The 26,671-nt window shown below is 41.6% G+C and carries 27 protein-coding genes; 16 read left to right on the top strand and 11 right to left on the bottom strand.

From position 1 onward, the window contains the following. Positions 1-50 precede the first annotated feature (50 nt). Both T7867_RS01670 and T7867_RS01665 read left to right on the top strand, forming a co-directional pair. Positions 51-761, top strand: a complete 711-nt coding sequence (locus T7867_RS01670) for a TIGR04283 family arsenosugar biosynthesis glycosyltransferase (RefSeq protein WP_273515604.1) — start codon at positions 51-53, stop codon at positions 759-761. A gap of 127 nt (positions 762-888) precedes the next feature. Further along, a complete protein-coding gene (locus T7867_RS01665) occupies positions 889-2,523 on the top strand; it encodes a B12-binding domain-containing radical SAM protein (RefSeq protein ID WP_273515607.1) in 1,635 nt (544 codons plus the stop codon). Here T7867_RS01665 and T7867_RS01660 read toward each other — a convergent pair whose 3' ends face one another. Both T7867_RS01660 and T7867_RS01655 read right to left on the bottom strand, forming a co-directional pair. Then, positions 2,524-2,829, bottom strand: a complete 306-nt coding sequence (locus T7867_RS01660; RefSeq protein ID WP_273515609.1) for a type II toxin-antitoxin system RelE/ParE family toxin — start codon at positions 2,827-2,829, stop codon at positions 2,524-2,526. Continuing rightward, positions 2,811-3,050, bottom strand: a complete 240-nt coding sequence (locus tag T7867_RS01655; protein ID WP_273515612.1) for a hypothetical protein — start codon at positions 3,048-3,050, stop codon at positions 2,811-2,813. Before T7867_RS01655 ends, T7867_RS01660 begins: the two co-directional genes overlap by 19 nt. Positions 3,051-3,263: 213 nt before the next feature. Here T7867_RS01655 and T7867_RS01650 point away from each other — a divergent pair, with 213 nt between their 5' ends. Beyond that, a complete protein-coding gene (locus T7867_RS01650; protein ID WP_273515613.1) occupies positions 3,264-4,580 on the top strand; it encodes a phosphatidylserine decarboxylase in 1,317 nt (438 codons plus the stop codon). Between the two features lie 61 nt (positions 4,581-4,641). Here the strand turns inward: T7867_RS01650 and T7867_RS01645 are convergent, their stop codons facing one another. The 3 genes from T7867_RS01645 to T7867_RS01635 form a co-directional block, all read right to left on the bottom strand. Continuing rightward, entirely contained in the window at positions 4,642-7,326 is a 2,685-nt protein-coding gene (locus T7867_RS01645; protein ID WP_273515616.1) for a valine--tRNA ligase, read from the bottom strand. A gap of 220 nt (positions 7,327-7,546) precedes the next feature. Further along, a complete protein-coding gene (locus T7867_RS01640) occupies positions 7,547-8,896 on the bottom strand; it encodes a methyltransferase RsmF C-terminal domain-like protein (RefSeq protein WP_068219255.1) in 1,350 nt (449 codons plus the stop codon). Then, positions 8,897-9,358, bottom strand: coding sequence for an Lrp/AsnC family transcriptional regulator (locus T7867_RS01635; protein ID WP_068219256.1), 462 nt, complete (start codon positions 9,356-9,358; stop codon positions 8,897-8,899). A gap of 222 nt (positions 9,359-9,580) precedes the next feature. Here T7867_RS01635 and T7867_RS01630 point away from each other — a divergent pair, with 222 nt between their 5' ends. The 7 genes from T7867_RS01630 to T7867_RS01600 all read left to right on the top strand — a co-directional run bounded on the left by T7867_RS01630 (position 9,581) and on the right by T7867_RS01600 (position 16,776). Further along, a complete protein-coding gene (locus T7867_RS01630) occupies positions 9,581-10,807 on the top strand; it encodes a Glu/Leu/Phe/Val dehydrogenase dimerization domain-containing protein (RefSeq protein ID WP_068219257.1) in 1,227 nt (408 codons plus the stop codon). Positions 10,808-10,923: 116 nt separating this feature from the next. Then, a complete protein-coding gene (locus tag T7867_RS01625; protein ID WP_068219258.1) occupies positions 10,924-12,081 on the top strand; it encodes a homogentisate 1,2-dioxygenase in 1,158 nt (385 codons plus the stop codon). Positions 12,082-12,271: 190 nt separating this feature from the next. Then, a complete protein-coding gene (hppD, locus tag T7867_RS01620; protein WP_068219259.1) occupies positions 12,272-13,411 on the top strand; it encodes a 4-hydroxyphenylpyruvate dioxygenase in 1,140 nt (379 codons plus the stop codon). 96 nt (positions 13,412-13,507) lie between these two features. Next, positions 13,508-14,779, top strand: coding sequence for a fumarylacetoacetase (gene fahA, locus T7867_RS01615; RefSeq protein ID WP_068219260.1), 1,272 nt, complete (start codon positions 13,508-13,510; stop codon positions 14,777-14,779). A 100-nt stretch (positions 14,780-14,879) separates the two neighbouring features. Next, on the top strand, positions 14,880-15,281 hold the full coding sequence (locus tag T7867_RS01610) for a DoxX family protein (RefSeq protein WP_068219262.1): 402 nt from the start codon (positions 14,880-14,882) through the stop codon (positions 15,279-15,281). Then, entirely contained in the window at positions 15,278-16,180 is a 903-nt protein-coding gene (locus tag T7867_RS01605) for a flavin reductase family protein (protein ID WP_068219264.1), read from the top strand. The genes T7867_RS01610 and T7867_RS01605 overlap by 4 nt, the downstream gene beginning before the upstream one ends. Then, positions 16,177-16,776, top strand: a complete 600-nt coding sequence (locus T7867_RS01600; protein ID WP_068219273.1) for an outer membrane beta-barrel protein — start codon at positions 16,177-16,179, stop codon at positions 16,774-16,776. The genes T7867_RS01605 and T7867_RS01600 overlap by 4 nt, the downstream gene beginning before the upstream one ends. 77 nt (positions 16,777-16,853) lie before the next feature. Here the strand turns inward: T7867_RS01600 and T7867_RS01595 are convergent, their stop codons facing one another. From T7867_RS01595 to T7867_RS01585, 3 genes are all read right to left on the bottom strand, one after another. Continuing rightward, on the bottom strand, positions 16,854-17,747 hold the full coding sequence (locus tag T7867_RS01595; protein WP_068220769.1) for an NAD(P)/FAD-dependent oxidoreductase: 894 nt from the start codon (positions 17,745-17,747) through the stop codon (positions 16,854-16,856). Positions 17,748-17,810: 63 nt separating this feature from the next. Continuing rightward, positions 17,811-18,725: an ATP-grasp domain-containing protein gene (locus T7867_RS01590; RefSeq protein ID WP_068219275.1), complete on the bottom strand. Its 915-nt coding sequence runs from the start codon at positions 18,723-18,725 to the stop codon at positions 17,811-17,813. Then, complete coding sequence (locus T7867_RS01585; RefSeq protein WP_068219277.1) at positions 18,725-19,057, bottom strand: HesB/IscA family protein; 333 nt, start codon at positions 19,055-19,057, stop codon at positions 18,725-18,727. The genes T7867_RS01590 and T7867_RS01585 overlap by 1 nt, the downstream gene beginning before the upstream one ends. 82 nt (positions 19,058-19,139) lie before the next feature. Here T7867_RS01585 and T7867_RS01580 point away from each other — a divergent pair, with 82 nt between their 5' ends. The 6 genes from T7867_RS01580 to T7867_RS01555 all read left to right on the top strand — a co-directional run bounded on the left by T7867_RS01580 (position 19,140) and on the right by T7867_RS01555 (position 22,267). Then, the gene (locus T7867_RS01580; RefSeq protein ID WP_068220772.1) at positions 19,140-19,661 is read left to right on the top strand and encodes a DUF7935 family protein; all 522 of its coding nucleotides are present in this window, start codon (positions 19,140-19,142) and stop codon (positions 19,659-19,661) included. Position 19,662: 1 nt separating this feature from the next. Then, positions 19,663-20,082, top strand: coding sequence for a YkvA family protein (locus T7867_RS19645; protein WP_068219278.1), 420 nt, complete (start codon positions 19,663-19,665; stop codon positions 20,080-20,082). 39 nt (positions 20,083-20,121) lie between these two features. Beyond that, the gene (locus T7867_RS01570; RefSeq protein ID WP_157717575.1) at positions 20,122-20,751 is read left to right on the top strand and encodes a thioredoxin family protein; all 630 of its coding nucleotides are present in this window, start codon (positions 20,122-20,124) and stop codon (positions 20,749-20,751) included. Then, the gene (locus T7867_RS01565) at positions 20,709-21,359 is read left to right on the top strand and encodes an oxidoreductase (protein ID WP_068219296.1); all 651 of its coding nucleotides are present in this window, start codon (positions 20,709-20,711) and stop codon (positions 21,357-21,359) included. Before T7867_RS01570 ends, T7867_RS01565 begins: the two co-directional genes overlap by 43 nt. A 33-nt stretch (positions 21,360-21,392) precedes the next feature. Further along, the gene (locus T7867_RS01560) at positions 21,393-21,644 is read left to right on the top strand and encodes a hypothetical protein (protein WP_068219298.1); all 252 of its coding nucleotides are present in this window, start codon (positions 21,393-21,395) and stop codon (positions 21,642-21,644) included. A 77-nt stretch (positions 21,645-21,721) separates the two neighbouring features. Beyond that, positions 21,722-22,267 carry an REP-associated tyrosine transposase gene (locus tag T7867_RS01555; RefSeq protein WP_068219300.1) on the top strand — a complete coding sequence of 182 codons (546 nt, stop codon included), beginning with the start codon at positions 21,722-21,724 and terminating at the stop codon, positions 22,265-22,267. A 149-nt stretch (positions 22,268-22,416) separates the two neighbouring features. Here T7867_RS01555 and T7867_RS01550 read toward each other — a convergent pair whose 3' ends face one another. The 3 genes from T7867_RS01550 to T7867_RS01540 all read right to left on the bottom strand — a co-directional run bounded on the left by T7867_RS01550 (position 22,417) and on the right by T7867_RS01540 (position 26,534). Next, positions 22,417-24,234 (bottom strand): Xaa-Pro dipeptidyl-peptidase, encoded by a 1,818-nt coding sequence (locus T7867_RS01550; protein WP_322299770.1) that lies wholly within the window; start codon positions 24,232-24,234, stop codon positions 22,417-22,419. 45 nt (positions 24,235-24,279) lie between these two features. After that, positions 24,280-25,266, bottom strand: a complete 987-nt coding sequence (locus tag T7867_RS01545) for an alpha/beta hydrolase (RefSeq protein WP_157717576.1) — start codon at positions 25,264-25,266, stop codon at positions 24,280-24,282. A gap of 89 nt (positions 25,267-25,355) precedes the next feature. Beyond that, the gene (locus T7867_RS01540) at positions 25,356-26,534 is read right to left on the bottom strand and encodes a hypothetical protein (RefSeq protein WP_068219307.1); all 1,179 of its coding nucleotides are present in this window, start codon (positions 26,532-26,534) and stop codon (positions 25,356-25,358) included. Positions 26,535-26,671 lie beyond the last annotated feature (137 nt).

The following is a 26,671-nucleotide window of genomic DNA, read 5'->3' as shown; positions in this document are numbered from 1 at the left end:
TTCAAAAGGCTGTTCAATCTGTCTGAATATCTATTTTCGTAGGTCTTTTTATGAAGCTGAGCATTATAATTCCCACACTCAATGAGGCTGCCATTATTGGCACACAAATACAATCAATAGCCCGAAAAGCCAATAAAAAAGACATTGAGATTATTGTGGCCGATGCATATAGTGAAGACGATACAGCCAACATAGCTAGGGAAGCTGGTGCTAGTGTGGTTTTGGTAGACCGATGCTGCAGAGCTCGTCAAATGAATGAAGGAGCTAAGGTGGCTACTGGCGATGTTTTTTACTTTGTTCATGCAGACCTAACCTTGCCTGATGGTTTTGTCGATGATATACTAGAAGGAGTCGCTGCTAAACGGTCTTACGGTTGCTATCAGGTAGCATTTGACAGGCCTGTAAAGGGGCTTCAGTTTAACAGTAGTTTATCCAAATATCAGGGGATATTTTTTAGAGGAGGAGATCAGACCCTCTATATGACCAAGGCATTCTTTAGTAAGATTGGAGGTTTTGATAATGAAACAGTCATAATGGAAGACTATGAGATTCTTCTTCGCGCTAGTCGTTACGAGAAAATAAATATTATGCCTGCAAAGGTCATTATCTCAGCAAGGAAGATGGAGCAAAATAATTATTTCAGAACCAATTTGGTTAATGTGTTGGTTTTCAGTCTCTTCTTTCTTGGTGCTTCTCAGAATACCCTTGTTCGTATTTATCAGAGGTATGTGAAAGGTGCAAAGTACAGAGAGATCGGATAGATTTTTTTTAATAAAAGTTGTCTTCGAAGCTGTTTTAGTAAAACATCATTTTGCATCTTTAGTACAGTCACGACAGGTAGGGCGTATGATTTTGTAGAGGTCGGGCTATTCAACCAAATCTTCTGCTATGAACGTTCTACTGAGTTACCCAATTTTCCCAACAAGTTTCTGGTCTTTTGAAAAAGCCGTACAAGGTATTGGCAAGAAAGCATTTATGCCGCCTCTGAGCCTTGTTACTGTTGCAGCTCTGCTTCCACAAGAATGGAATTTCAGACTTAGGGATAGAAACATTGAGCCTGTTACTGAAGATGACTGGGAGTGGGCCGATATGGTAATGCTTTCTGGTATGATTGCCCAGAAGGAGGACTACATGGCACAAATACAAGAAGCCAAGAGAAGGGACTTGCCTGTAGTTGTTGGCGGCCCTTATGCCACTTCCCTTCCGAATGATATGCTAGCTGCTGGTGCAGATTTTTTAGTTCTCGATGAAGGTGAATATACCATAAACCTATTTGTAGAAGCACTTAAAAGGGGTGAAGCTTCAGGCATATTTAGGTCGAAAGATAAGCCTGATGTGACTTTGAGCCCAGTGCCTAGGTACGACTTGTTGCAGCTAGATGCTTACTTCTTAATGGCGATTCAATATTCGAGAGGCTGCCCTTTCCAATGCGAGTTTTGCGACATCATTATTCTATATGGAAGAAAGCCTCGGACGAAAACTTTCAGTCAAGTAGAAAAGGAGCTAGATGTTCTATTCGACCTAGGGTGGAGAGGAGGGATCTTCTTTGTAGATGACAACTTCATTGGAAATAAGAGAACTGTGAAGCCATTCCTTGAAAACCTTATCGAATGGCAGACTAATAAGGGCTATCCATTCAGTTTTACCACGGAAGCGTCTATAGATATGGCTCAGGACGATCGTTTACTGGAGCTTATGGCCTTGAGTAAATTCTCTACTGTATTTATAGGTATAGAAACGCCAGATACGGATAGCTTGAAGCTTACTATGAAACATCAGAATAACAGGAAGCCAATGAACGAGTCGCTGGAGAAGATTGCGAAATCTGGGCTCAGAATTATGGCGGGCTTCATTATTGGTTTCGATGATGAGAAAAAAGGTGCTGGAGAACGAGTGTTCCAATTTGCAACGGAGAATGCTATTCCTGGGGTGACATTCAGTATGCTACAAGCTTTACCGGGAACAGCTTTGTGGGATCGCTTGAAGGCAAGTGGTAGACTGTTGGATGACGCTAACCTCAACCAAACCACGTTGCTCAATTTTGTGCCTACGCGGCCTATTGAAGAAATTGCTGAGGAGTATGTGGATGCTTTCTGGAAACTCTATGATCCTAAGGTTTACTTAAAACGTGTATTCGATCACTTTATGCTGGTTGGGCAAGCCAAGGTTCATCAAGACCCTGAATTAAGAAAGAAACTTGCGAACCAACATAAAACGGACTTCGATCTTAAAGGAGTTCTTTTCGGACTGAAAATGCTTGCTAAGCTAGGCTTCGTCAGGAGTACGCGCTTCGTTTTCTGGAAATACCTCTACTTAATGTTTAAGAAGAACCCTGGTGGAATTGGTAACTTCTTGTCATTCGCTGCATTTATGGAGCATTTCCTCCCATATCGTAAAATGGTCAAGAAAGAGATTCAAGAAGCGTTACAGGCCAGAATCGATGGTAAGGTTAAGGTGTTAGATACCAATATTGAGCTATCGGATGAGCTTACAGAAGGAGTGGAATGGTATAAGGCGAGTTAACTATTTCAGTATATCTAGCAATTTTTTAGGGTCTTGTCTATTGTCCCAGAATGCAATAATTATGACTCTGCCTTCTTTGACCTTATAGAATAGACTATAATGATTCATTGCTGCAGCTCTGACTTCTGGTAAAGAGGTTTGTGGGTGTTCAAGAGGGAAAGAAGCAACAAGTGTAAGTCTCTGATCTATTTTGTCGAGAAGCTTATTAGAAAACCGACTTGAGTGTGTGCGTTTATTCCAAAAAGAAAGTACCTCTCGAAGCTGTTTGCTGGCTGTCTGTGTCCAGATTATTGTGTCTTGAGCCATTCGCGTTCTTGATCGAATAGTTCTTTATGAGGGATGGTCTGTCCGCTCTCTAAGTCTTGCAGAGACATTTCTATCATCAGCATTTGCTCTTTGGTGAGCTCAATTTGTTTCTCGTCAGAAGAGGTGCTGAGTAGCTTGTCTACGGCATTAAGTATATACTCGTCACTTACTGCCATGAGCTTAGTGATAAGTGTATTTCGAAGGTTTTCAACAGTTGCCATGCTTAAAATTAGAAAACGATTTGATTAGTACTTAGTTGCAAACCCAAAAAAGTAGTCTTCCCAAACTGCCTACTCTTAATTTATAATCTCTAATTACACATTAATTCCAAAAGCAGGTTGTATTACTTGATCTAGGAATCGAGTAGTTATGCCTGTCAATGAGATAAGAGTATTATGTAGTTTTATCTCGTCAATAAATTAAAACACACACAAATGGAATATCAATCTTTAGAGGTTATTGCTAGCCTCAAAAAACAAATCAATGACGACAAGATCTTTGCTCAAGCACTTGTTCTATCGCTCAAGGCCGCAAAAGAGAATGCTGCAGATGGCAAACTCAATGCAGACCTTTATGGTGCATTGAATAAGCTGTATGACGACAATGCTTGGCCAACAACATCAGAGGATTATCTAAGGTACCTCAAGACTTTTGCTGAAGTGGTTCCTTCAGAGAACCAAGTGCCTGGCTATACAGCCTGGAATAATAACGATCAACAAAACGGCTATAGCCAGCAGGTTTACGATAGGCTGTGTCAGTTTTATTGGTTGGTGGATCAGGGTCCTAAAGTAGACGGTGCTAAAGTTACATTGCAGGATTATAGGAGTAAAATCAACGATTTTAGCTTTGCTGAATGGTTAGATCAGTATGCCGATGCTTGGGGAAGCTTCTTGAATACAACGGCTTCCATGACTCCTGAAACGCTTAAGTCTTTTGAAGATGACGTGATGTACAATCTTCCAGACTACTCAGACGATAAGCCTAATTGGACTACGTTCAATAAGTTTTTCTTCAGACAACTGAATTCAATTGAGCCTAATTTACAACCTATGCGTCCGGTTGCGGCACCTGATGATAATACCATTATCTGCTCGCCAGCAGACTGTACGTTTAAGGCGATATACAATATTGACGATCAGGGTAATGTAGTTGAGCCGTTGTCCAATGCGGAAGGTATTACCTTGAAGCATACGCATACCATTGGTACTGTACAGCAATTGCTGAATAATAGTCCATTGGCAGAGCGTTTTTACGGAGGCACCTTTGTTCACTACTTTTTGAATCCGTTCGATTATCACCGTTTCCATCTACCTGTTGCAGGTAAAGTGGTAGATTCTCAAAAAGTGCATGGCAATGTTTTCTTGAATGTTGAGATTACAGATAACCAATTTGATGCTCCCGATGGTGCTGGTGACGGCTATGAGTTCACTCAGGCCAGAGGAGTTATTATTGTGGATACTGCGGGTAGTGAGGCTGGAGATGTAGGCTTAGTTGCTACCATTCCAATTGGCATGGCGCAAGTGTCTTCGGTGCACATGGAATTGCAAAACGGTGCTTTGGTAAACAAAGGGGATGAGTTTGGCTATTTTGCTTTCGGTGGGTCCGATATCATTATGGTGTTCGAACGCCCACAAGAGGCCTTAAGGTTTGTAAAGCATTGGGACAACCGACAAGTGAATGCTACAGACGAGCAAAAGCAGATTGCTCCGTTCCACTTTAAATATGGACAGCCTTCAGTGATTTTTAAATAGACTGGGATATAATGGAACTTGAGAGGTGACTTCCAGAAGCCACTTCTCAAGTTTTTCTTTTCTAACCGAGTGAAGCCAATTTCTCTTCTAAGACCTTAATCTTAGATTCTGCATCGGCCTGCTTCTTCTTCTCATTGGCCACTACTTGCTCAGGAGCTCCATTGACGAACTTTTCGTTACTCAGCTTTTTCATTACGCTGTTGAGGAAGCCTTTGGTGTACTCCAATTCCTTAGTGATTTCCTCCTTTTCAGCCTCTACATCTATTGAACCTTCAGGTAGTGGTAGGTAGAATTCATCCGATTTGATTACAAAACTCAACGAGTTGTCAATCTTTTCTTCAGTGAATTTCAGGTCTCCAATGTTACAAAGCTTCTTAATGGTGCCTGCAAATCTTTGATAAGCCTCCTGCTCGTTCGCTTTAATGTATAGATCGAGAGAGTCTTTTGGTGATATGCCTTTGCTACTTCTGGCATTTCTGATTTGTGAGATCAGCTCAAAAGCCACTTCAGCATTCTTTGTTAGTCCTGAATCTGTACTTCCAACTACTGGCCATGAAGAAATGATAATGTCATCACCTTCCGCTCTGTCTCTCATTTCAGACCAAATTTCCTCCGATATAAATGGCATGAAAGGATGTAATACCTTCATGATCTTCTCGAAGAAGTTGAGCGTTACTTCATAAGTAGCAGGGTCGATTGGCTCACCATAGTTCGGCTTAATCATTTCTAGATACCAAGAACAGAAGTCGTTCCAGATGAGCTTATATGTAGCCATTAGGGCATCTGAAATTCTAAACTTGCTGAAATGGTCTTCAATCTCAGCTAATGTCTCGTTGAACCTAGAATCGAACCACTGAATAGCTATTGTGTTCTCGCCTGGAGTTGAGTTGCCACTAACTTCCCATCCCTTAACCAGACGGAAGGCATTCCAGATTTTGTTGGCAAAGTTTCTTCCTTGTTCTACTAGTTTCTCATCGTACAACAAGTCATTTCCGGCAGGAGAAGAGAATAGCATACCTGTTCTAATTGCATCTGCTCCGTAGTCTTTAATTAAATCTAACGGATCTGGAGAGTTGCCTAGCGATTTGGACATTTTTCTTCTCTGCTTATCGCGAACAATACCCGTTAAGTATACGTGCTTAAATGGTTTTTCACCAGTGTATTCATAACCAGCAATAATCATTCTAGCTACCCAGAAGAAAAGAATCTCTGGAGCTGTTACCAATACCGAAGTAGGGTAAAAGTAGTCCAAGTCTGCATTCTTTCCTTTGATGATCTTGCCAGTTTCTTTGTCCCAGCAATCGTCATTGAAGCCATCGAAAACTGACATAGGGAATAACCATGATGAAGCCCATGTATCGAGTACATCTTCATCTTGGTGTAAGTCAGCTTCAGTTAAGTTTTGGTTGCCAGACTTTTCTTTGGCCAATTGAATGGCTTCTTCCAAGCTTTCAGCCACAACAAAGTCATCATCACCTTTACCATAGAAGTAAGCTGGAATTCTTTGTCCCCACCACAGCTGACGCGAGATACACCAGTCGCGTACATTTTCCATCCAGTGGTTGTAAGTGTTCTTGAATTTCGAAGGAAGTAACTCTACCTCGTCATTCATTACCACCTCATGGGCTGTTTTGGAAATATCCTTCATGTTGATGAACCACTGAAGCGAAAGCTTCGGCTCAATCACTGTATTAGTTCTTTCTGAGCGACCGATTTTGGTAGTGAATTCCTCAAAGCCCATCAAAATACCTGCTTCATCTAGGTCTTTGATAATCTGCTTACGAACAGCAAAGCGTTCCATTCCAACGTAGGCTTCAACCCCACATTTTTCATTCAATGTGCCATCAAGGTTGATGGTGTCGATCACCTCAAGGTTATGTCTCTGACCAATTTCATAGTCATTCGGGTCATGCGCAGGTGTAACTTTCAGGCAACCAGTTCCGAATTCGATATCTACATAGTCATCGCCAATAATCGGAATCTCACGATTTACGAAAGGAACAATAGCCATCTTACCGATGAGGTGCTTAAAACGTTCATCTTTTGGGTTAACGGCAATACCAGTATCACCCATAATGGTCTCAGGGCGCTGCGTTGCAATAACAAGCGTTTCGTCTGAGTCCTTTATTTTATACTCAACCTTATAAAGTTTTGAGGTTTCTTCTTTGTCGGCATAGATTACCTCTTCGTTAGAAACTGTGGTTTGGGCTTCAACATCCCAGTTTACCATTCTCCATCCACGGTAGATATAGCCTTTTTTATAAAGGTCAACGAATACCCGAATTACCGACTTGTAGTAAGCATCGTCCATAGTGAACGCAGTGCGGTCCCAGTCACAAGATGCTCCTAATTTCTTAAGCTGCTCAAGGATAATTCCACCATACTTTTCTTTCCATTCCCATGAGTATTTCATGAACTCATCGCGAGAAAGGTCTGATTTCTTGATTCCCTTTTCGCGAAGCATTCTTACCACTTTAGCTTCAGTGGCAATAGACGCGTGGTCGGTGCCTGGAACCCAAAGGGCTTCCTTACCTTCCATTCTGGCTTTACGAATAAGAATATCCTGAATGGTGTTATTGAGCATGTGGCCCATGTGCAATACACCCGTCACGTTTGGAGGCGGAATGACTATTGTGAATGGCTCTTTTTTCGGATTGACTTTGGCTTTGAAATAGCCTTTATCCATCCAATGCTGATACCATTTGTCTTCTACCTTTTGCGATTCGTATTTACTTGAAAGTGACATAAAAGTGTACTACTTAAAATTGAGGTGCAAAAATAGAGTATTAAGTCGGAAGACGGAAGATGGAAGACGGAAGATTCGTCTGTTTAAGGTTTATTGTTTTAAGTTCTATGTTTTTACCCCTAAATCCCCTGAAGGGGACTTTTGTTAATCTGGGGAACAGGCTTTATCTCTCACCCTTTAGGGCCGGGGTCAAATCCGAGTTAGAACATTGAACTTAAAACTATGAACTAATCCTAATTCTCCAATTCGTAGGATAGTAGTTATTCACTCTTTGCTGAATGCGATTGGCCCAACCAAGTCCGAGTCCTTTGTAAGTGATCAGGTTCCAGCCGTTGGGCATCGATTCAAAGTCGAAACTCTCTTTGCGCAGGTAGTTTAAGGTCTCTTCAAGGTTGAGCTCGAAGGTTGAGGCTTTTTCTAAATTTAATTCGGTTGAAAAGGCCAAAGCTTCATTAGGTATGAGTTTTTTGCCTTTTAGTCTGCCAATGTTAATACCTTCTGAAATGATGTAGAGGTTAGAGTTGATGTCATGAATCACCTCTTTCCAATGATTCGGCAAGGCTATGAACAAGTCGTTGTGTTTGATGAAATCGAACTTTTCTGGGTTCATGAGCCAAGGTTTAATGCTGTCAATCTCTTGTCTCGAAGCGAAGTTCATCGGCTTCTTCTGCTTTCTAAGTTTTTTCTCACGCCCTTCCGTTTTTCTAACTGCGGCAATAAAGAGACCTTCACCTTTTACTTTGTGTGGGTAGGCATGAAAGCCCTTAATGCCGTTCGTTTCTGTTTCGGTAAAGCCCCAGTCATTATTAAGGTTAATAGAAATACCTTCGGCATCTAGTTGCTCATTTAACCATTGAAGATTTTCTTCATTTTCTAGCGAATTGTAGGTACAGGTGGAATAAATCAACACACCTCCCGGTTTTATGGCTGGCCAAATATCGGCCAGAATACGTTGCTGACGAGTTGCACAAAGCTTGACTGCTTCAGGGCTCCACTCGTTCATAGCCTCGGGTTCTCTGCGGAAAAGTCCTTCTCCCGAACAGGGTGCATCCACCACGATTACATCGAATTGTATGTTCAGCCTATCAAAATGTGAAGGATCATTATTGGTGATTACTGTATTAGGCAAGCCCCACTTGGTGATGTTTTCGGAAAGGATATTCGCTCTGCTTTTAATGACTTCATTGGAAACCAATAGGCTGCCTTCGCTCAACAAGCTTTGAATGTGGGTGCTCTTTCCTCCTGGAGCAGCGCAGAGGTCAAGCGCAAAAATGTCTTCCTCTAAATCTACCGCCTGTTTCAAAACCTCCTCCAATACCATGGAGCTTGCTTCCTGTACATAATAGGCTCCGGCATGAAACGCAGAATCTAGGGTGAATGATGGACGCTCTGACAAATAAATACCATTGTCAGCCCAAGGGATTTTTTCACCACCTAACTTACTAGAATAACTTTTTAATGGATTGAAGCGAATGCTGGTTGGAGAATCAGTGTCAAGGGACTGAAAGAAAGCTTCGGCTTCAGAAGGAAGTAGTTCTTGGATTTTGGATTGAAATTCTGCTGGAATCATTTAAATCTTGTAAGCCGTTGTGTGAAGGTTTTCTGAAAGTACAAAAGAACTTTGAACCTGACCTAAATTGGCAATAGTAGAAAGCTTGGTAAGCACAAATGTTTCATATACCTCCATACTTCGCACCACTACTTTTAGCAGGAAATCGTAGTTGCCAGCAATATGGTAGCACTCCATTACCTCAGGGTATTGTTCTACCTCGTTTACAAACTTTTCAAGATAAGACCGTGAATGTTTTGTAAGGCTGATGGATATGAAAGCAATAAGTCGTAAGCCAAGTTTTTTGTTGTCGACTAGGGCCACATATTTCTTAATCAGTCCCTCTCTTTCCAGTCGCTTCACTCGCTCAAAAACGGGAGTAGTGGAGAGGTTCAACTGATCGGCCAAAGCCTTGGTGGTAATTCGAGCATCGCCCTGAAGTACTTCTAATATCTTAATGTCAACAGCGTCTAGCTTAAGCATAGAATATTATTCTAGTTCAAGCTCAAATTTAGCAAAAGAAAATGTGTTTATTCTTTTTTGTATATGATTTGTAGAATGATAGTCTGTTTATGAGAACAATGATGGGGGAATAATACAGCAGGTTCAACTTCTACATAGATTTGTAATAGTGTATTGAAGTATGAGTTGGGGATTCCTGCCTTCGGAGGGATGACAAGTACTCGGAACAGCATCAATTAACCTATGGAAGAATTATTAGAAAAGTTTGAGAATAAGCGGCCTGAGATTGTTTTTGAATGGCAAGATCAGGAAACTGAGGCAGAGGGTTGGGTAGTGATCAACTCCTTACGAGGAGGTGCTGCTGGTGGCGGAACCCGGATGAGAAAAGGCTTGAATAAGCGAGAAGTAGAATCGCTCGCCAAAACGATGGAAGTGAAATTTACTGTGTCTGGTCCTCCGATAGGTGGTGCTAAATCGGGTATCAATTTCGACCCAAACGACCCTAGGAAAGAGGGAGTGCTCCGCAGATGGTTTACTGCTGTAAGCCCATTGTTGAAGTTCTACTATGGTACTGGTGGTGATTTGAATGTAGATGAGGTACACGAGGTAATCTCGATGACCGAAGAAGCTGGAATCTGGCATCCTCAGGAAGGTGTTTTCAACGGCCACTTTAAGCCCAATGAGGCTTCAAAAATCAATAGAATCGGTCAGCTAAGAAATGGCGTGGTTAAAGTGATTGAAAATCCATTTTTTTCTCCTGACGTGAACCGCAAGTACAAGATTGCGGATATGATCACAGGTTATGGTGTGGCAGAGGCAATTCATCATTACTACGATATCTGGGGTGGCGATTATAAAACTAAGAGAGCAGTAATTCAAGGCTGGGGAAATGTAGGTGCAGCAGCCGGATTCTATCTAGCACAAATGGGTGTTTCGGTTGTCGGAATTATCGATAGAGAAGGTGGTGTCTTGAAGCAAGAGGGTTTCACTTTCGAAGAAATTCGCGACTTATTCCTCAATAGAAAAGGAAATCAACTAGTAGCTGATGATATGGTTCCTTATGACGAGATCAACGAACAGATTTGGGATTTAGACTTCGAGATATTTGTGCCAGCGGCTGCCTCTAGGCTAATCACTAGAGAGCAGGTCGATCGCATGATTAAGACGAATTTAGAAGTAGTGTCATGTGGAGCCAATGTTCCATTCAATGACCCTGAAATCTTCTTTGGAGAGACAGGTTTGTATGCAGATAGTAACCTTTCTGTCTTGCCTGATTTCATAGCGAACTGTGGAATGGCGCGCGTTTTTGCGTATCTTATGCAGAGAGGTGTGGCGCTTACCGATGAGGCAATTTTTGCCGATACTTCTGAGGTAATTGCCAAAGCCTTGAAGAACGTACACGATATTTCAAATGACCGTACAGGAATATCAAAAAGAGCGTTAGGCTACTCACTTGAGCAGCTGGTTTGAGCTGAGCCCCCTCTCGGTCCCCCCCAAGGGGGAGATGATTCCTTCAGCTCTTTGAAAGGATCATAGGAGTGAGGAGTCGCAGAAAGAGTAAAGTGAAAATTAATAAAAGGTAAGCTATGCCATTTTATCATCGCCTAGGAAAAATACCGCACAAGCGGCACACCACTTTCAAAAAACCTGATGGTGGTTACTATTACGAGCAACTTTTTGGCACCATTGGTTTCGATGGTATGTCGTCTTTGCTATACCATAATCACAGACCTACACAGGTTAAAGAGGTGCTGAAGTCGTACGATGTGTCACCAAAAATTGCGGTCGATAAGAACATGCTTTCGCTCGGAATTAAGGGGTTCGATGTAAAGCCAAAAGAAGACTTTTTAGATAGCAGAACAGCTGTTTTGGTCAACAATGATTGCGAAATTGTATTGGCTGCCCCTAAGAAATCGCTTAGAGAATACTTCTACAAAAATGCCGATTGTGATGAATTGCTATTCGTACATGAAGGAAGCGGAACTTTAAGAACGCTTTTGGGGAATATTCCATTCTCTTATGGAGATTATCTACTCATTCCTCGTGGAATGATTTATCAGATAGATTTCGATACCGAAGCGAATCGACTGTTTATTGTTGAGTCGCACCGACCCATGTATACCCCGAAAAGGTATCGTAACTGGTTTGGTCAGCATTTGGAGCATTCTCCTTTCTGTGAGCGCGATTTTAGAGCACCATCTGAACTAGAAACGCATGACAAGAAAGGTGACTTTGTCGTGAAGGTGAAAAAGGAGGGGATGATTCATGAGTACGTTTATGCTTCGCACCCTTTCGATGTAGTAGGTTGGGATGGCTATAATTTTCCGTACGCATTCAGTATTCATGATTTTGAGCCAATAACTGGTCGTGTGCATCAGCCGCCACCAGTACACCAAACTTTCGAGACCGATGCGTTCGTGGTTTGCTCTTTCGTGCCAAGGCTTTATGATTATCATCCAGAGGCAGTGCCTGCTCCATACAATCACAGCAATATCGATTCTGATGAAGTGCTGTACTATGTAGATGGAGACTTTATGAGCCGCAATAATATTGAACGTGGTATGATTACGCTGCATCCAGCTGGTATACCTCATGGGCCACATCCGGGAGCCATGGAGCGCAGTCTGGGTAAAAAGTTAACGGAAGAGTTGGCGGTAATGGTGGATACTTTCAAACCGCTGAAAGTAACGGAAGCAGCCATGCAAATGCTTAATAAAGATTACCACAAATCGTGGTTGGAATAGTTGAAGGTTCAAGGTGAGCCCCTAAATCCCCTGAAGGGGGCTTTAGTTCATCATTGACGTAACTTCATCTTTCACCCTCCCGATGTTTCGGGAAGGGTTGGGATAAAAACCTTAAAGCTTAGAGCATAAAACTAGTCGTAGTATTCGTGCCAACAGACCAAAAGAAAAGTAAAACAGTAAACTAAAGAATATGGCAACAGAGAACGTAACCTATTCAGGAGAGAAAATATTTAAAGATGCGCAGGATTTTCTGCCCATTAACGGAACAGACTATGTAGAACTATATGTGGGGAATGCCAAGCAGTCGGCTCACTTCTACAAAACCGCATTTGGCTTTCAGTCGGTGGCCTATGCTGGACTGGAGACAGGTGTTAAGGATCGCGTGTCTTATGTGCTTCAGCAAGATAAAATCAGGTTGGTCTTGACTTCACCGCTGAAGCAAGATGGCGATATCAATGCACACATTAATAAACATGGTGACGGTGTAAAAGTAGTAGCCCTTTGGGTAGAAGATGCTACAAAAGCCTGGGAAGAAACTACTAGTAGAGGTGCTAAGTCTTACTTCGAACCAACAGTGGAGGAAGATGAATACGGAAAAGTGGTTCGTTCAGGAATTCACACTTATGGCGAAACAGTTCACGTGTTTGTGGAGCGCAAAGAATACAAAGGTGCTTTTTTACCTGGATTCAAAGAATGGAAATCAGACTATAACCCTTCAGAGGTTGGCTTGCGCTATATCGATCACATGGTTGGAAATGTAGGCTGGGGCGAAATGAACAAATGGTGTGAGTTCTACGCGAAGGTGATGGGCTTCACGCAATTGGTTTCATTTGACGATAAGGATATTTCTACGGAATACACTGCTTTAATGAGTAAGGTAATGAGCAATGGTTCTGGAAGAATCAAATTCCCGATTAACGAACCAGCAGAAGGTAGAAAGAAGTCGCAGATCGAAGAATACATCGATTTTTATAATGGGGCAGGGGTTCAGCATATCGCTGTGGCCACTAATAATATCCTAGAAACTGTAGCTCAGCTAAGGGAGAGAGGTGTTGAGTTTCTTCGAGTTCCTGAAGTGTATTATGACGATGTGCTTGACCGTGTGGGTGAGATTGATGAAGACCTTGAGCCTTTGAAGGAATTGAACATCTTAATCGATAGGGATGATGAAGGCTATTTGCTGCAGATTTTCACCAAACCTGTTTTGGACAGACCAACTATGTTCTTTGAGATAATTCAAAGAAAAGGGGCTCAGTCTTTCGGTAAAGGAAATTTTAAAGCGCTTTTTGAAGCGATTGAAAGAGAGCAAGAGGCAAGACAAACACTGTAGCAAGTTTAATTTAGAACGTCATTCCCGTGAAAACGGGAATCTCTCAGGTTATTTGGAGATCCCCGCCTGCGCGAGGATGACGAAAAAGAATAAAATATGATCAAAGCAAACGATCCAAAACTTAAAAGTTGGGTAGAAGTACCTGCAAATTCAGACTTTTCAATACAGAATATACCATTCGGTATTTTCAAAACAGATAGCCTAGGGCCAAGAGCCGCTACCGCTATTGGTACGCAAGTACTCGACCTAATGGTGCTTGAGCAGAATGGTTATTTCGAAGGACTAGATTTGCCTGAGAACATTTTCGCTCAGCCAACTTTGAATGCCTTCATGGAATTGGGTAAAGCCAAAACTAGAGCGGTAAGAAACAAAATATCCGACCTATTAGAAGAAGGAAATACCGAGCTGAAGAATAATGCAGAGGTATTAAAAGAAGCCTTCTTTGAACAGTCTGAAGTAGAAATGTGTATGCCTATTCAGGTGCCCAACTACACAGACTTCTATTCTTCGGAACAACACGCATTCAATGTGGGGACTATGTTCCGTGGACCAGAGAATGCACTAATGCCTAATTGGAAACATATTCCGGTGGGTTATCATGGTCGTGCTTCGTCTATTGTGGTTTCAGGTACTGACTTTCATCGTCCAAAAGGACAAACGAAAGCCGATGATGCTGATATGCCGTCTTTCGGGCCTTGCCGATTGCTCGATTTCGAATTAGAGATGGGCTTTATTACCTGTAAGGAGAATCCGCTAGGTCAACCAGTAAGTACTGCCGAAGCTGATGAATACATTTTCGGTTTTGTGCTGCTTAATGACTGGTCGGCTAGAGATATTCAGAAATGGGAATACGTGCCGTTGGGTCCATTCTTGGCCAAGAATTTTGCCTCGCATGTTTCTCCATGGATTGTTACCATGGACGCACTTGAGCCATTTACAGTTACTGGTCCAGTCCAAGACCCAGAAGTATTGCCATACCTAAAATATGAAGGGGATAAACACTTTGACGTGAAGCTTCAGGTGGGTATTCAGCCGGAAGGAGTTGAGGAAACAGTGGTTTCTAACTCCAATTTTAAGTACATGTATTGGAATGTGAAGCAGCAGCTGGCACATCATACAGTCAATGGTTGTAACATGCAGGTGGGCGATCTTTATGGTTCGGGTACTATTTCAGGGCCAACCAAACCAGAGTTTGGTTCCATGTTGGAAATCACTTGGAGAGGAAGTGAGCCAGTAAAAATGGCTGATGGAACGGAACGCAAGTTTATTCAAGATGGTGATACCGTAATTATGAGAGGTCACGCTGAAAAGGACGGTGTTCGGGTGGGCTTTGGTGAGGTAACTGCCAAAGTTTTACCAGCCAAGTAATTGGTTAGATTGTTCATATCTGCAATTGTTGTCGGCTGGCGGATAATCTATTTCATCTGGAAATGAAATACTGCGTATTGCTTTTGAAACATTGATAGATATGAACAGTTCTAAATCCAAAACAATCATCACCTGGGTGTTACGTGTAGTGCCGGCACTCATTATGCTTCAAACCTTATACTTTAAGTTCACGGGTGCAGAAGAGTCGGTCTATATTTTTACTCAAATAGGAATGGAGCCATGGGGTCGATATTTGGTAGGGACCACTGAGTTGATTGCTGGCATTCTTCTATTTACGAGATGGTACGGACTTGGGGCGCTTATTGGCATTGGAGCCATGGCTGGTGCTGTATTTTTCCACCTAACTAGCTTAGGAATTGAGGTGCAAGGCGATGGTGGTTACTTATTCGCTTTAGCACTTACAGTATTAATTAGTTGTGCGGTTCTAGTAATTTTGAACTTCAACGACATAAAAACTAAACTACTTTCAATCATCAAATGATTATAGATCCGAAAGAGATTTCTCAACCACAACTTCACGGTTATATGCTGGGGGTTATAGGGCCTCGGCCAATTGCCTTTGCCAGCACAGTAGATGCTCAAGGCAATGTAAACTTGGCTCCTTATAGCTTTTTTAATGTGTTTAGCTCTAACCCGGGTACACTTATTCTTTCTCCTGCATTACCGCGAGACAAGGCCAAAAAGCATACCCTGACCAACGCTATGGAAACGGGTGAGATTGTCATCAATATAGTGAGCTATCCAATTGTCGAGCAGATGTCTTTGGCAAGCACAGCATATCCGAAAGGTGTAAATGAGTTCGTGAAGTCGGGGCTTACAGAGGAAAAATCTCAATTGGTGAAACCTCCTTATGTGAAAGAAGCCATTGCAGCTTTTGAGTGTAAGGTGAAAGAAGTAGTGCATATGGGTGATGAACCTGGTGCCGGAAACCTGATTATTTGCGAGGTTGTTTTGGCTCATTTGAAAGAAGAGGTGTTAGGTGAGGATGGAATGCCCGACCCTTTCAAAGCAGATTTGGTAGGTAGAATGGGAGGCGACTGGTACTGTCGAGCAAATGGTGATGCTATTTTTAAGTTGCCTAAGCCAAACAGAAACTTGGGGATTGGTGTTGACATGATACCGGATGCAATCCGTAATAGTTCAGTGCTTACTGGCAACAACTTGGGTAGATTAGGGAATATTGAAAAACTACCAGGAGTTGATGCCGTAGAGGCATTTTCTCAGACTGATGAAATAGTTGAAATACGGCAACGTTTTTCTGATGACCGAGCGGGTTTTGTAGATGCATTACATACCTTAGCGCAGAAATTTTTAGAAAATAATCAGCTGGAGAATGCGTGGTTAGCACTTCTTCAAACACCTAAAAAACCTACAAAATGAAAAAACTCTTAATTGTATGCATGTTGATGACCATCGGTTTTGGTGCGTCAGCTCAGTTCACTCTTGGACCAAGAGTGGCTATTACCTCAACTAATCTAGATATCAGAGAAAATGTAGCAGATGTAAAATCGGGAGACGCTGAATTCGGTTTTCAGTACGGTGCATTTGCCAGAGTGAAAGTGCCTATTGTTGGCTTATATGTTCAACCTGAATTACTTTTTAGTAAAACTGAATCTACGGTGACTACAAATACCAGTACTGTAGATTTAAGCTTTAATAGAGTAGATGTCCCTGTTATGATTGGTGGTAAGCTTGGACCATTGAGAATAAATGCCGGTCCATCATTCAGCTTTTTGACTAGTGCTGAAAGTGATGTTGCAGGAACCGTAACGGATATCAAAGACAATTACAGCGATACTACTGTTGGTTTTCAAGCTGGGATAGGCGTTGACTTCTTAAAGTTTGTTATCGACTTAAAGTATGAAGGCTCTCTTAGTGAGAGATTTGGAGAGTCTATTACTGCTGGTGGCGCTACTTTCTCTACTGATGAGAGGCCAAGCCAGTTGCTATTGGCAGTGGGTTTCAAATTATTCTAATCAGATATAGAAATTTTATACATGAAAAAGCCTCGGAGAGAAATCTCTGAGGCTTTTTAGATTAAAGTAGAATTACATCAAAACCCTTCCTGAATCAAGTCGAAATTGATTACAGAACCAACTACAGTTCCTGAAGATACTGCGATTGAAACGGCTCGCATGTTAGATGCGTCTCCACAGGCATAAACACCCGGTACCGTTGTCATTTGTTTGGGATCTACCTCTATAAGTCCATGTTCTCCTATTTCGCAACCTAGACTTTGAGCTATATTAGTGTTTAGCTCGAACTCAGGACCATGATATAGTGCACTGATTGTGTGACTACTGCCGTCTCTTAAAATGATTTTGGAGATCTGCCCATTTTCATGAACAACAGATTGGATCTCTGTTTCAATAATGTTGATATTATTGCGGTTGATGGCCTCCAATTGTTCAACTGGTAAATCAAGCTTGCCATTCGAGAAAATAGTCAGCTCTTTGGTGAGGTTGGAAATGAGTTGAGCATAATGGAAGGCTTTCTCTCCATTAGCTAGTATACCTGTTGGTTGCCCATGAAACTCATAACCGTGGCAGTATGGACAATGTATGACCGATTTTCCCCAGCATTCGGCAACTCCAGGAATATCGGGTAGAATGTCTTTAATGCCAGCAGCTAATACAAGCCTCTTGCTGCTAAAAGAGCCTTGATCTGTTTCTACAGTAAAACCTTCAGGTGTTTTATCGACACTCAAGGCCATGCCATCCAAAAACTCTACCGTTTTGTATTGTTGAACTTGCTCCTTTGCAATTGCGCTGATTTCGGAAGGTTTTCTTCCATCGTGAGTAAGGAAGTTTTGTGAATGAGGGGTGAAGCGATTACATGGCTGACCAGCATCAATAACTAGTGTTTTTCTCAATGACCTACCAAGCGTCAACGCTGCTGAAAGCCCTGCATAACTTCCACCTATAATAATTACCTCATAGTTCTTCATACCCATCTCTTTTGAGCAAAGGTAGTTCAGAAATCAGCAAATGCAACTTTGTTGCATTTTAATTCAGCAAGATAAATTAGTTTGAAGTTGAATTGATTCTGCCAAAACCTTTGCAGCTTTTGGCTTTAACCTAAACCAAAGCTCTGGTTCAATCATTTCCATTTCAATAACCGCAAGCTCATCATTGTTATCTCTGATAATATCAACTCTAGCGTAATGAGGCTGAGGATCACAGGCCGCTACGGCTTTTTCAGCAAAAGTAATTTCTTCAGCTGTTGGTTCATATTCATGCACTGATCCGCCAAAATCGTCTTGTACCCTAAAGTCACCAGGTTTGGCAATTTTGAGTACAGCATGTGTGAACTGCCCACCCATCACCATCAGTGATATCTCGCCTTTTTCTACCACGTTTTTCTGGAAAGGCTGAAGCATCATGGCTTCTTCCTGAATTAGCTTTTGGAAAATAGGCTCATGCTCATGAATGTTAGATAGGTCGATACGGTAGGTATGTCTGGCAGCTCCAGAAATGCAAGGTTTTAAGATGCATTCATTCCATTCTTTCTGGGCAAAAAGAGCTGTAAGGGTAGTTACTACTCCAATTTCAACATAATGGGTTTCAGGGATGTTAATACCTTTCTCTTGTAGATCGCGCAGGTAGTGTTTGTCCATATTCCACTGAATTAGCTCATATGGATTAATCATTTTGGTGACCTTGCTCACTCTTTCGAGCCAAGCTTTCCATTCTTCGTATCTATCGAAATAGTCCCAAGTAGTTCGGAAAATCACAGCTTTGGTGCTTGACCAATCGAAATCAGGATCACTCCAGCTCTTTCGTGCAACTTTGAACCCTTTGCCTTCAAGAGCTTCTTTTACTAGCCCATCTTCCTTCAAAATATTCTGAACGTACCAGTCTGGGTTTTCAGGGATTACATAGCGATCGTCAGTGAGGATTACTACGTCAAAGATTTTTTCGGTCATTACTGAGCTGCGTTATTAGGTGGGTTAAAGGTAAAGCCTCGGGCATCACTACCTTCGTAAAAATCTACCTCTAAGCCAATCAGATACATGGTTTGCCTCTTTTCTACATGAACAGGAATTTCATTAATCGAGTAAGTGATGTCCCCATCTTTGGGTTTGTCAAAACCTAGCATGTAGCCTAAACCGGCACATCCCATGCCTCCTTTAACACCTATTCGTAGGCCATATCCTTCAGGAATACTTTTATTTTCCATGATATTCTTGACCTCGATGATGGCCTTTTCGGTCAACTTCACTGGCTCTAAAGCGGGAATGGTAGAATTTTTCTGCATTTCTCTCGTAAAATTAATAGGTAAAAGAGATTCTCACTATTTTCAAATCCAATTTCAGTCCAAACATTACGGACACCCATTTATGGATTATATAACCGAATTAATCAAAATCTTAGTTCCTGCCTTATTGGTAATGTATGCCATGTTTTTAGTGGTAAGGAATTTTCTTCAAAAACAGTTCGATCAGAAGCTCATTGAAGTGAAGCTAAAGAATACGGAAACTACTTTGCCTTTAAGATTGCAGGCCTATGAGAGAATGGCTCTTTTATTAGAGAGAGTTTCGCCCAACAATATGTTGTTGAGGTTGAGCGAGCCGAGTATCTCCGCTTTTGAATTTCAGCATTTGTTGCAGAAAGAAATTAGGGAAGAGCTGAACCATAACCTCTCCCAGCAGGTCTATATTAGTGATGAAGGCTGGAAGAAAACTAAGGCCGCAGTGAATGAAGTGGTTGCCATAATTCAAGGCGCTGCAGAAAAGATGAATGAGAAAAATAATGCCATTGATTTGGCCGAGGCCATTTTTGATCTTATGATTAAGGAGAACAAAGAGCCGACAGCAGATGCGTTACTTTTTATAAAAGCAGAAGCTAGACAATTACTTTAATATGAGCAGAACTGAACCGAATTCTACTGAGAAAAGATTTTTTGAGCGTTTTAAGCAAAAGGCTACAAAAATTGTGGGCGATTCTTCGGCATTAAAGAATCTATTAGTGAAGGTTCAGAATAAGATGGATGACATGGAAGATGACGATAGCCTCAAAGGTAAAATTGTCGCTTACCTGAATCTTGTGGTTCGAATGATCTCCAATTCTGTTTCGGGTCGATACCCAGATATGCCTTGGCAAACGTTAGTGATGATTGTTGCAGGGCTTATTTACTTCATCGCTCCAATTGATGCTCTGCCTGACTTTATTCCTGTTGCTGGGTTTCTAGATGATGCTACAATACTCGCTTGGCTTGGCAAATCTTTCCAAGACGATCTGAATAAATACAGAGAGTGGGAAGAATTGAACCTTTCGCGTTAGTAGTAGTGTTTGCTCAATGCTAATACATTGAGAATTGAAATGAATATCTCCCCAGAATTACTTAGAACAACATACGATTATTCAACCTACAGAGCACTTATAGATGGGCTTTTGGAAGAAGGAAAGACAACGGGTGCTAACCAATCTGAGTCTTACATCAGTTATGCTTTGATGAACCAGAAGCGGATGCGCAAATGGGAGAAAATTGGTAAGATCAATCTTGAGCTGAAAGAAAGAGTGATGGATGTTGACAAACCCATGACTTGGCTAGTGATTACAGAAGGTTGGTGTGGAGATGCTGCTCAGATTTTGCCTTTTGTGGCCAAACTGGCAGAAGAAAACCCTATGATCAATATGCAGTTGGTTTTGCGCGATGAGCACCCAGAACTAATGGATATGTTTTTAACTAATGGAGGTCGTTCTATTCCCATCATTATAGGGCTGTCGGAGAAAATGGAAGTTCTAGGGCATTGGGGCCCAAGGCCAGAACCAATTCAACGCGAGTTTCTAGAGAATAAAATATCTGGAGCTAAGACTGGTAAGGAATTTTCAGAGTACATGCATTTATGGTATGCCAAAGACAAGGGGGTTAGCTTCCAAAGTGAATTTTTGGCTATTTTAGATGTATGGATTCAAAAACTGCAATCATTGCCGGTGCAAGCGGGTTGATTGGAAAGTCACTCACTCAAAGCCTATTACAAAGTAAGAACTATGGTCAGGTCATTGCTTTGGTTCGCAAGCCATTAGGCATCCAACACGAGAAGCTCAAGGAACTCACGGTAGATTTCGATAAGCTTTCTGAAATGACAGATTTTCCCAAGGGAGATGATATTTTTTGTTGTTTGGGAACCACCATGAAGAAGGCAGGCTCAAAGGAGGCTTTCTACAAAGTAGATTTCACCTATTGTTATGAACTGGCTAAAACTGCTTTAAGTGCAGGAGCCGATCGTTTCTTCCTTATTTCTGCTATGGGTTCAGACAAGAACAGTCGCTTTTTTTACAATAGGGTGAAAGGCGAATTGGAAGATAAAATCTCTTTTCTGAACTATAGAACCATCTACATTTTTAAGCCCTCACTGATTAGAGGCCCTAGAGAAGAGAGACGGCCGGGAGAGAAGTTTGCACAAGTCTTCACTCGCATCATTCCTTTTATTGGTCCACTGAAAAAGTACAAACCCATTCATGCTGACAAAATCGTAGATGCCATGATGAAAGTAGCCCGTCAAGAAGACAAAGGCTGCTATTTCTACGAGTCTGAGATTATGCAGAAGATGTAAAGTGATTTGATGATTCGGTAATGGGTTGATTTGATGATGAAAATTAGAGTTTGGAAGGTTTGGTTGTTGTCGAGTTTGATTATGGCCATTGCTGTCTACTTTTCTACCTCAATTGATCCATTAGATTTAGATAAATCCAATGACGTACAGCTTCATGACACCTATTTTGTTATACAGAATTGGTCGTTTCTGTTGATTTGGACTCTTCTGTTTTTAATAATCAATGGAATTATTGCCCTGATCTATAAACTCATTCGTTACTTCATTGCTTGCTCCACACCCTAACTCATCCTCGTTTCTAACGAGGATGTCTGAACAAAGCATTTTAAATGCTAAATTGAAATACACACAATCTTAACCCTATGTCAGGCGATCAATACAATATTCAAGACCAATACGGTTACTATTTTTTAACAATGACCGTGGTTTATTGGGTAGATGTCTTCACTAGAGCTGAATATCGAGATGTAATTGTTGATTCCCTTAATCACTGTATTGAGCACAAGAATCTAGAATTAAATGCATGGGTTGTGATGTCAAATCATGTTCATCTAGTTGGAAGGGTGAATGGAGGTCAAGGGATGTCTGCATTTTTAAGAGATTTCAAAAAGTATACTTCTAAACGTATTCTAGAGCTAATCGAAGAGCTGCCAGAAAGCAGAAGGGACTGGTTGCTTGATAAGCTTTCATGGGAAGCTAGAAGAACGAAAAGGGCAGAAAACTATAAGTTATGGAAAGACGGAAGTCATGCTATTAGCTTACAAAACATTGATGCCATGGGCAAAGTGGATTACATCCATATGAACCCAGTCAGAGCTTATTTAGTACAAGCCCCAGAACATTATATTTACAGTAGCGCGATTGACTATTCTGGAGGTAAAGGGTTGGTGAAAGTCAATGTTCTTTAATGCGCGATATAATCGCCCTTTTCAAATGTCCTCGTTATAAACGAGGACAAGTTAGGCGCTTCAACTCATCCTCGTTTCTAACGAGTATGCAAGAGCAGTGCATTTTCAATGCTTATACGTTGCTCAATTATTAAGTAGGCTAGGCATTCTTACTTCATAGCTCCATCCACTGTCTTCCTACCACCAACTACTGGCAATGTTAAACTCGTACCGTTAAGGTCAATAGTTAATTGAGTACCCGGTTGTGGGTGAAGAGTGAATTCCTTGTCACTAGAGAAAATCATCAAACCAATCTGCTGGCCGGCTGGAATAATCTGATCATCAGGTTGTAAGTCGAATGAGACAGAGTAGAACTTACCTGGCTCCAAAGGCTCACTCTTGCTAATCGACTTATAGTTCTGTGGATCTGCCCAGCCTCTAGTGATGATGTTATCGTATATCTTGGCATTATCTGCCGTATTCCATGGCAAAGAAACCAACCAAACTGAAAGGTTGGCAGCAGGCTTACTGCTAGCAAGTTTAACTGTTACTTTGGCCACACCAGACAAATGCATTGGTTCGGTTAAAGTAGGAGTTAGGTAAAGCAATCTGTTTTCTGAGTTAGTAGCTTGAGCCAGTTCAGCTCCAGAAATATTTACATCATCAATCAATGTTTCGGTAGTTTTTGACTTTCCTTTTGAGGTAGAAAGTACTCCTGTGCTATTTCCTCCTGCTTGTAAATAGAAAGTGACATCCTTTGCTCCAGGGTTAGGATAATCAGCATAGGCTGTTGGTTCTTGCTGGCTATCATATTCTCTTACAATCTGAGCTTTCGGATCATTTTCTACGCCATTGTCTACTCCGTGAAGATACTTGGTAAACCATCTATTCATCATGCGCATTGGTGGAGGTCCACCATGGCCTGCCTGGTGATAGTAGATTTGAACTGGTAAGCCCATCTTCTTTGCTTGCATGGCTATGCGGTAGCTATGCTCTGGCATTACATTCCAGTCGTTAAAACCATGCGACATTAACAGTGCGGCTTTCATAGGCTTCATTTCGTTCAGGTAATCTCTACCAGCCCAGAAGTCATTATAATCGCCTGTAATTCGGTCTAAATTATTGGCTAGTTCCGTATCTCTTACGGTTTTGTTGTTGTAGGGTCTTTTCGACTCCTCACCACTATGGATGAAGTCGTATAATACATCAATATCTTCGCCTAAATATCCACCAGGGCTTCTTACTAAGCCATTCGATCTATAGTAGTGATAGTACGAGGTGTTAGGAGCAATTGGAATGATGGCTTTTAAAGCGTCTACTCCAGTCGTGGCAGCAGCTAGTGGCAGCGTTCCATTGTATGAAGTTCCTGTCATGCCGACTTTTCCAGTCGACCAATAGGCTTCTACTTTCTCATTTCCTTCGCGGTTTTTGTAACCGTTGTCCTTTCCCGCTAACCACTCAATAACAGCTTTTGGAGCTAAAGACTCATTATCTCCACCAACTGTTGGAGAACCATCAGATAGGCCTGTTCCGGGTGAAGAAGAGTGAATTACTATATATCCTCTTGGTACCCAAGTTCTGATTTGAGAGTTAGATATGATAGGTCTTTCTCCTCTTCTTTGAACTTCTACATGTGTTCTTGGAGGAGGAGTGTCGCCTAATTCATGCTTAACGTCCCAAAAGAGCCCCTTTGCCATGCCAGCAGTACCTGCATAATATGGACTGGTTTCAAATACTACCGGTAGTTTCAGGCCTTCTGTTTCAGTTTGTTTAGGGCGAGTAACAGCTACGTGCATCCTATCCAATTTGCCATCACCGTCAGTATCGAATTCCGTTTCTACCCAAAGGTCTTCACGAATCCATTCTTCAGGATTGCTGAAAGCTTCAACAATTTGTGCCTCACCATCCTTGAAAATGGGTTTAGCATTTTGGGCCAATGAAACTTGAAGAAATAGAGCTAATAGTAATGATATGGAAAGACGCTTCATGACTTGAGTTTTAATGCAGGTCACCAATTTATGAAATTATGCTTTCTAATCTTTGGCTAATTCCATGAGCATGTTTTTGATTACTGATGCGATTAACTCGGGTTGATCTAGATGGATACTATGTCCACTCTTTTTAGCTATGATTTGTTGGCTGTTGGTGGACAATTTCAAAAAGTCTTTTTGAAGCTGCCTCGAGTGTTGCCTTAGTGCTTTGCCACTCCAATTTTCATCACCCTCTGGTTTTTTCTTCTTACCCCCAGTGATAACGACCAGGGGGATATCGCCTAAATCATATTGATCGTAGTGTTCATGCATTTCCTGAAATATTTCGGCCTCATAGGTAGAAGACTGCCCTTTAATATAGGTCCATAGACGTTCATTGTAAATCCAGTTGAATCTTTGCTGATCCTCTTTGCTGAACTTTTCTAACTGATCTCCAAAGTCTCGTTTTGCCTTGAAGGAAGCGATTTCCCTCTCAGGATTTACGGGGTCTGTGGATACTGCGGGGATTTCTTTTTTAGCGTTGAGTCGCATTTGTTTCCACTCCATAGTTTCACTTTCCCGATTGAATATTTTTAAGACTACATCAGGATGAGTAGCATCTACAAATATTAAACCTGCTGTTTCACTTTTGTACTGAACAGCGAACTGATGGGCCAATATCCCGCCCAATGAATGACCTACTATAATGTAAGGCTCAGGAATGTCAGCTTCTTTGAGCATTTGGTAGGAGTCATAAACCTGTTGTATTAGAGAATTACCGTGACCATGTTCGCTCCAGCCTTCTCCATTCTGATCAATGGCTATAGCATGAGCAAACTCCCCCACAAGAGGCAGAACAAGGTTCCAATGTAAAGCGATTTCGCCAGCACCGTGAAAAAATATAACTGTAGGTCCATCCTTAGATTCGCCTGCTTCGAGGTAGTGCATCTTGTAACCACCCATTTCCACCATTTTACCTGGAGGAGGGAAGTCTTTTTCTTGAGCAAAGAGTGCTTGGGAGTAGAGTAAAAGGATTAGTAGTTTCTTCATCTCATTCATTTATGTAAGTGCTTACATAAATGATGTATTGCCTGAAAGAAAAGTTCTATTTGATGTGATGAACTTGAGCTTCAACAAAGTCAGTTCTTCAATTTAGAATTCGGCCAATTTCTATTGATTAGAATTGAAGTGATTAAAACGTAAGCGAGGAAGATGAGTGCCATTTTCGATTCCATAAATTCCGGATACCAACTTTCCCATGCTTCCCATTGCCAGGCTGGGTCGGGAATTGTCTTCCAGATAAAGGTGAGGGGAAGAGAAAGTAGTCCGAGTAAGATCAGCTTTGAGCGGTTGATTTCCTGCAACTCATAGATGATCCATGTTGCTATAAAAGGAAAGCCCAAGAAGATGATGCGCGTCATATCGCCACCAGCCAGAATACCAAAGGCCAGATACAAGCCAGAGTACATCAGTAATAGGTTTCGGGTATTATCGTAGCGATTAGTTTTTCGATAATGGTTAAATGCTAACCAAAGTGCAGGCCCAAAAGCCATCGACATGGCAGCTAACCACCTGACTAATTCAAAAGGGTTTAGAATAGCTTCTTTTGCATGATATGCCAAAGTGATAAAGGCGCCTCTTCCTTCTTCAGCAGGAGGAAAGTAGAAGTTGGCCAAGTATTGTGCAGTTACGGACAATACAATTGCAGCAATGATCAGAGGAACATTATAAAAGCCTTCTTTGGTTCTTCTATCGTGCCAGACAGCATAAATGAAAAGTATAATGGGTAAAGCAATAAATGACTCTTTCTGAATGGTGGCTAGTGGTGCGAGCCATAGCAAATGGATGAACTTTCTTTTCAATACGAGCCAAAGAAAGAGTGCCTGAAAAGTGTAAGTAGGTAAATCCACTGTTATCGGGTCGAAGGCGTTAAGCCGAATCATGCCCGTCCAGTGAAAGATGAGCCAGGTAAATCCTGTCCAAAACCATTTCAGCTCGAAGCCTAAATCTCTCCAGAGTAGGAAGAGTACGGCTACTGAAAGTAAGCTGAAGATCAGGTTGACATATTGAAAGGAAGGGATGATGTCCGAGCCAAAAACTGAAGCTATCAATGGTACGAAAACCCGCTGATGAAAAGGGTGAGGCACTTTGTAGTCTTCGCGATAGCCTTTAAAGTAATCGTAGATATTGCGGTAGTCATTACCATCGAATTGAGGAGCGAAGTCATAGCTCAAAGAAGGTTGAGTCTTCTGGTAAAAGAAAAATGCACCAAGCGTAAGACCGAGAAAAACGAAAAGCCAGTAGCCCTTAATCCGCATAGGGTGAAAATACCAAAACAATCACGTCATGCCGGAAAAATCGTCTATATATTTTCCAATGGACTATTTTATCTGGTATTTCCTATGGCTTGAGATTCTAGATATTTTTATTCTCTCAAGAAAGTTGAGAATAAAAA

Source organism: Roseivirga spongicola (genome assembly GCF_034376045.1).
Lineage (GTDB): Bacteria > Bacteroidota > Bacteroidia > Cytophagales > Cyclobacteriaceae > Roseivirga > Roseivirga spongicola.
Note: the sequence above shows the minus strand (reverse complement) of the source record. Positions and strands in the feature narration are given on the sequence as shown.

What these genes read in the sequence shown, in the direction of transcription:
- T7867_RS01670 (WP_273515604.1), top strand. Translation starts at nt 51, where the DNA reads ATGAAGCTGAGCATTATAATTCCCACACTCAATGAGGCTGCCATTATT.
- T7867_RS01665 (WP_273515607.1), top strand. Translation starts at nt 889, where the DNA reads ATGAACGTTCTACTGAGTTACCCAATTTTCCCAACAAGTTTCTGGTCT.
- T7867_RS01660 (WP_273515609.1), bottom strand. Translation starts at nt 2,829, where the DNA reads ATGGCTCAAGACACAATAATCTGGACACAGACAGCCAGCAAACAGCTT.
- T7867_RS01655 (WP_273515612.1), bottom strand. Translation starts at nt 3,050, where the DNA reads ATGGCAACTGTTGAAAACCTTCGAAATACACTTATCACTAAGCTCATG.
- T7867_RS01650 (WP_273515613.1), top strand. Translation starts at nt 3,264, where the DNA reads ATGGAATATCAATCTTTAGAGGTTATTGCTAGCCTCAAAAAACAAATC.
- T7867_RS01645 (WP_273515616.1), bottom strand. Translation starts at nt 7,326, where the DNA reads ATGTCACTTTCAAGTAAATACGAATCGCAAAAGGTAGAAGACAAATGG.
- T7867_RS01640 (WP_068219255.1), bottom strand. Translation starts at nt 8,896, where the DNA reads ATGATTCCAGCAGAATTTCAATCCAAAATCCAAGAACTACTTCCTTCT.
- T7867_RS01635 (WP_068219256.1), bottom strand. Translation starts at nt 9,358, where the DNA reads ATGCTTAAGCTAGACGCTGTTGACATTAAGATATTAGAAGTACTTCAG.
- T7867_RS01630 (WP_068219257.1), top strand. Translation starts at nt 9,581, where the DNA reads ATGGAAGAATTATTAGAAAAGTTTGAGAATAAGCGGCCTGAGATTGTT.
- T7867_RS01625 (WP_068219258.1), top strand. Translation starts at nt 10,924, where the DNA reads ATGCCATTTTATCATCGCCTAGGAAAAATACCGCACAAGCGGCACACC.
- hppD (WP_068219259.1), top strand. Translation starts at nt 12,272, where the DNA reads ATGGCAACAGAGAACGTAACCTATTCAGGAGAGAAAATATTTAAAGAT.
- fahA (WP_068219260.1), top strand. Translation starts at nt 13,508, where the DNA reads ATGATCAAAGCAAACGATCCAAAACTTAAAAGTTGGGTAGAAGTACCT.
- T7867_RS01610 (WP_068219262.1), top strand. Translation starts at nt 14,880, where the DNA reads ATGAACAGTTCTAAATCCAAAACAATCATCACCTGGGTGTTACGTGTA.
- T7867_RS01605 (WP_068219264.1), top strand. Translation starts at nt 15,278, where the DNA reads ATGATTATAGATCCGAAAGAGATTTCTCAACCACAACTTCACGGTTAT.
- T7867_RS01600 (WP_068219273.1), top strand. Translation starts at nt 16,177, where the DNA reads ATGAAAAAACTCTTAATTGTATGCATGTTGATGACCATCGGTTTTGGT.
- T7867_RS01595 (WP_068220769.1), bottom strand. Translation starts at nt 17,747, where the DNA reads ATGAAGAACTATGAGGTAATTATTATAGGTGGAAGTTATGCAGGGCTT.
- T7867_RS01590 (WP_068219275.1), bottom strand. Translation starts at nt 18,725, where the DNA reads ATGACCGAAAAAATCTTTGACGTAGTAATCCTCACTGACGATCGCTAT.
- T7867_RS01585 (WP_068219277.1), bottom strand. Translation starts at nt 19,057, where the DNA reads ATGCAGAAAAATTCTACCATTCCCGCTTTAGAGCCAGTGAAGTTGACC.
- T7867_RS01580 (WP_068220772.1), top strand. Translation starts at nt 19,140, where the DNA reads ATGGATTATATAACCGAATTAATCAAAATCTTAGTTCCTGCCTTATTG.
- T7867_RS19645 (WP_068219278.1), top strand. Translation starts at nt 19,663, where the DNA reads ATGAGCAGAACTGAACCGAATTCTACTGAGAAAAGATTTTTTGAGCGT.
- T7867_RS01570 (WP_157717575.1), top strand. Translation starts at nt 20,122, where the DNA reads ATGAATATCTCCCCAGAATTACTTAGAACAACATACGATTATTCAACC.
- T7867_RS01565 (WP_068219296.1), top strand. Translation starts at nt 20,709, where the DNA reads ATGGATTCAAAAACTGCAATCATTGCCGGTGCAAGCGGGTTGATTGGA.
- T7867_RS01560 (WP_068219298.1), top strand. Translation starts at nt 21,393, where the DNA reads ATGATGAAAATTAGAGTTTGGAAGGTTTGGTTGTTGTCGAGTTTGATT.
- T7867_RS01555 (WP_068219300.1), top strand. Translation starts at nt 21,722, where the DNA reads ATGTCAGGCGATCAATACAATATTCAAGACCAATACGGTTACTATTTT.
- T7867_RS01550 (WP_322299770.1), bottom strand. Translation starts at nt 24,234, where the DNA reads ATGAAGCGTCTTTCCATATCATTACTATTAGCTCTATTTCTTCAAGTT.
- T7867_RS01545 (WP_157717576.1), bottom strand. Translation starts at nt 25,266, where the DNA reads ATGAAGAAACTACTAATCCTTTTACTCTACTCCCAAGCACTCTTTGCT.
- T7867_RS01540 (WP_068219307.1), bottom strand. Translation starts at nt 26,534, where the DNA reads ATGCGGATTAAGGGCTACTGGCTTTTCGTTTTTCTCGGTCTTACGCTT.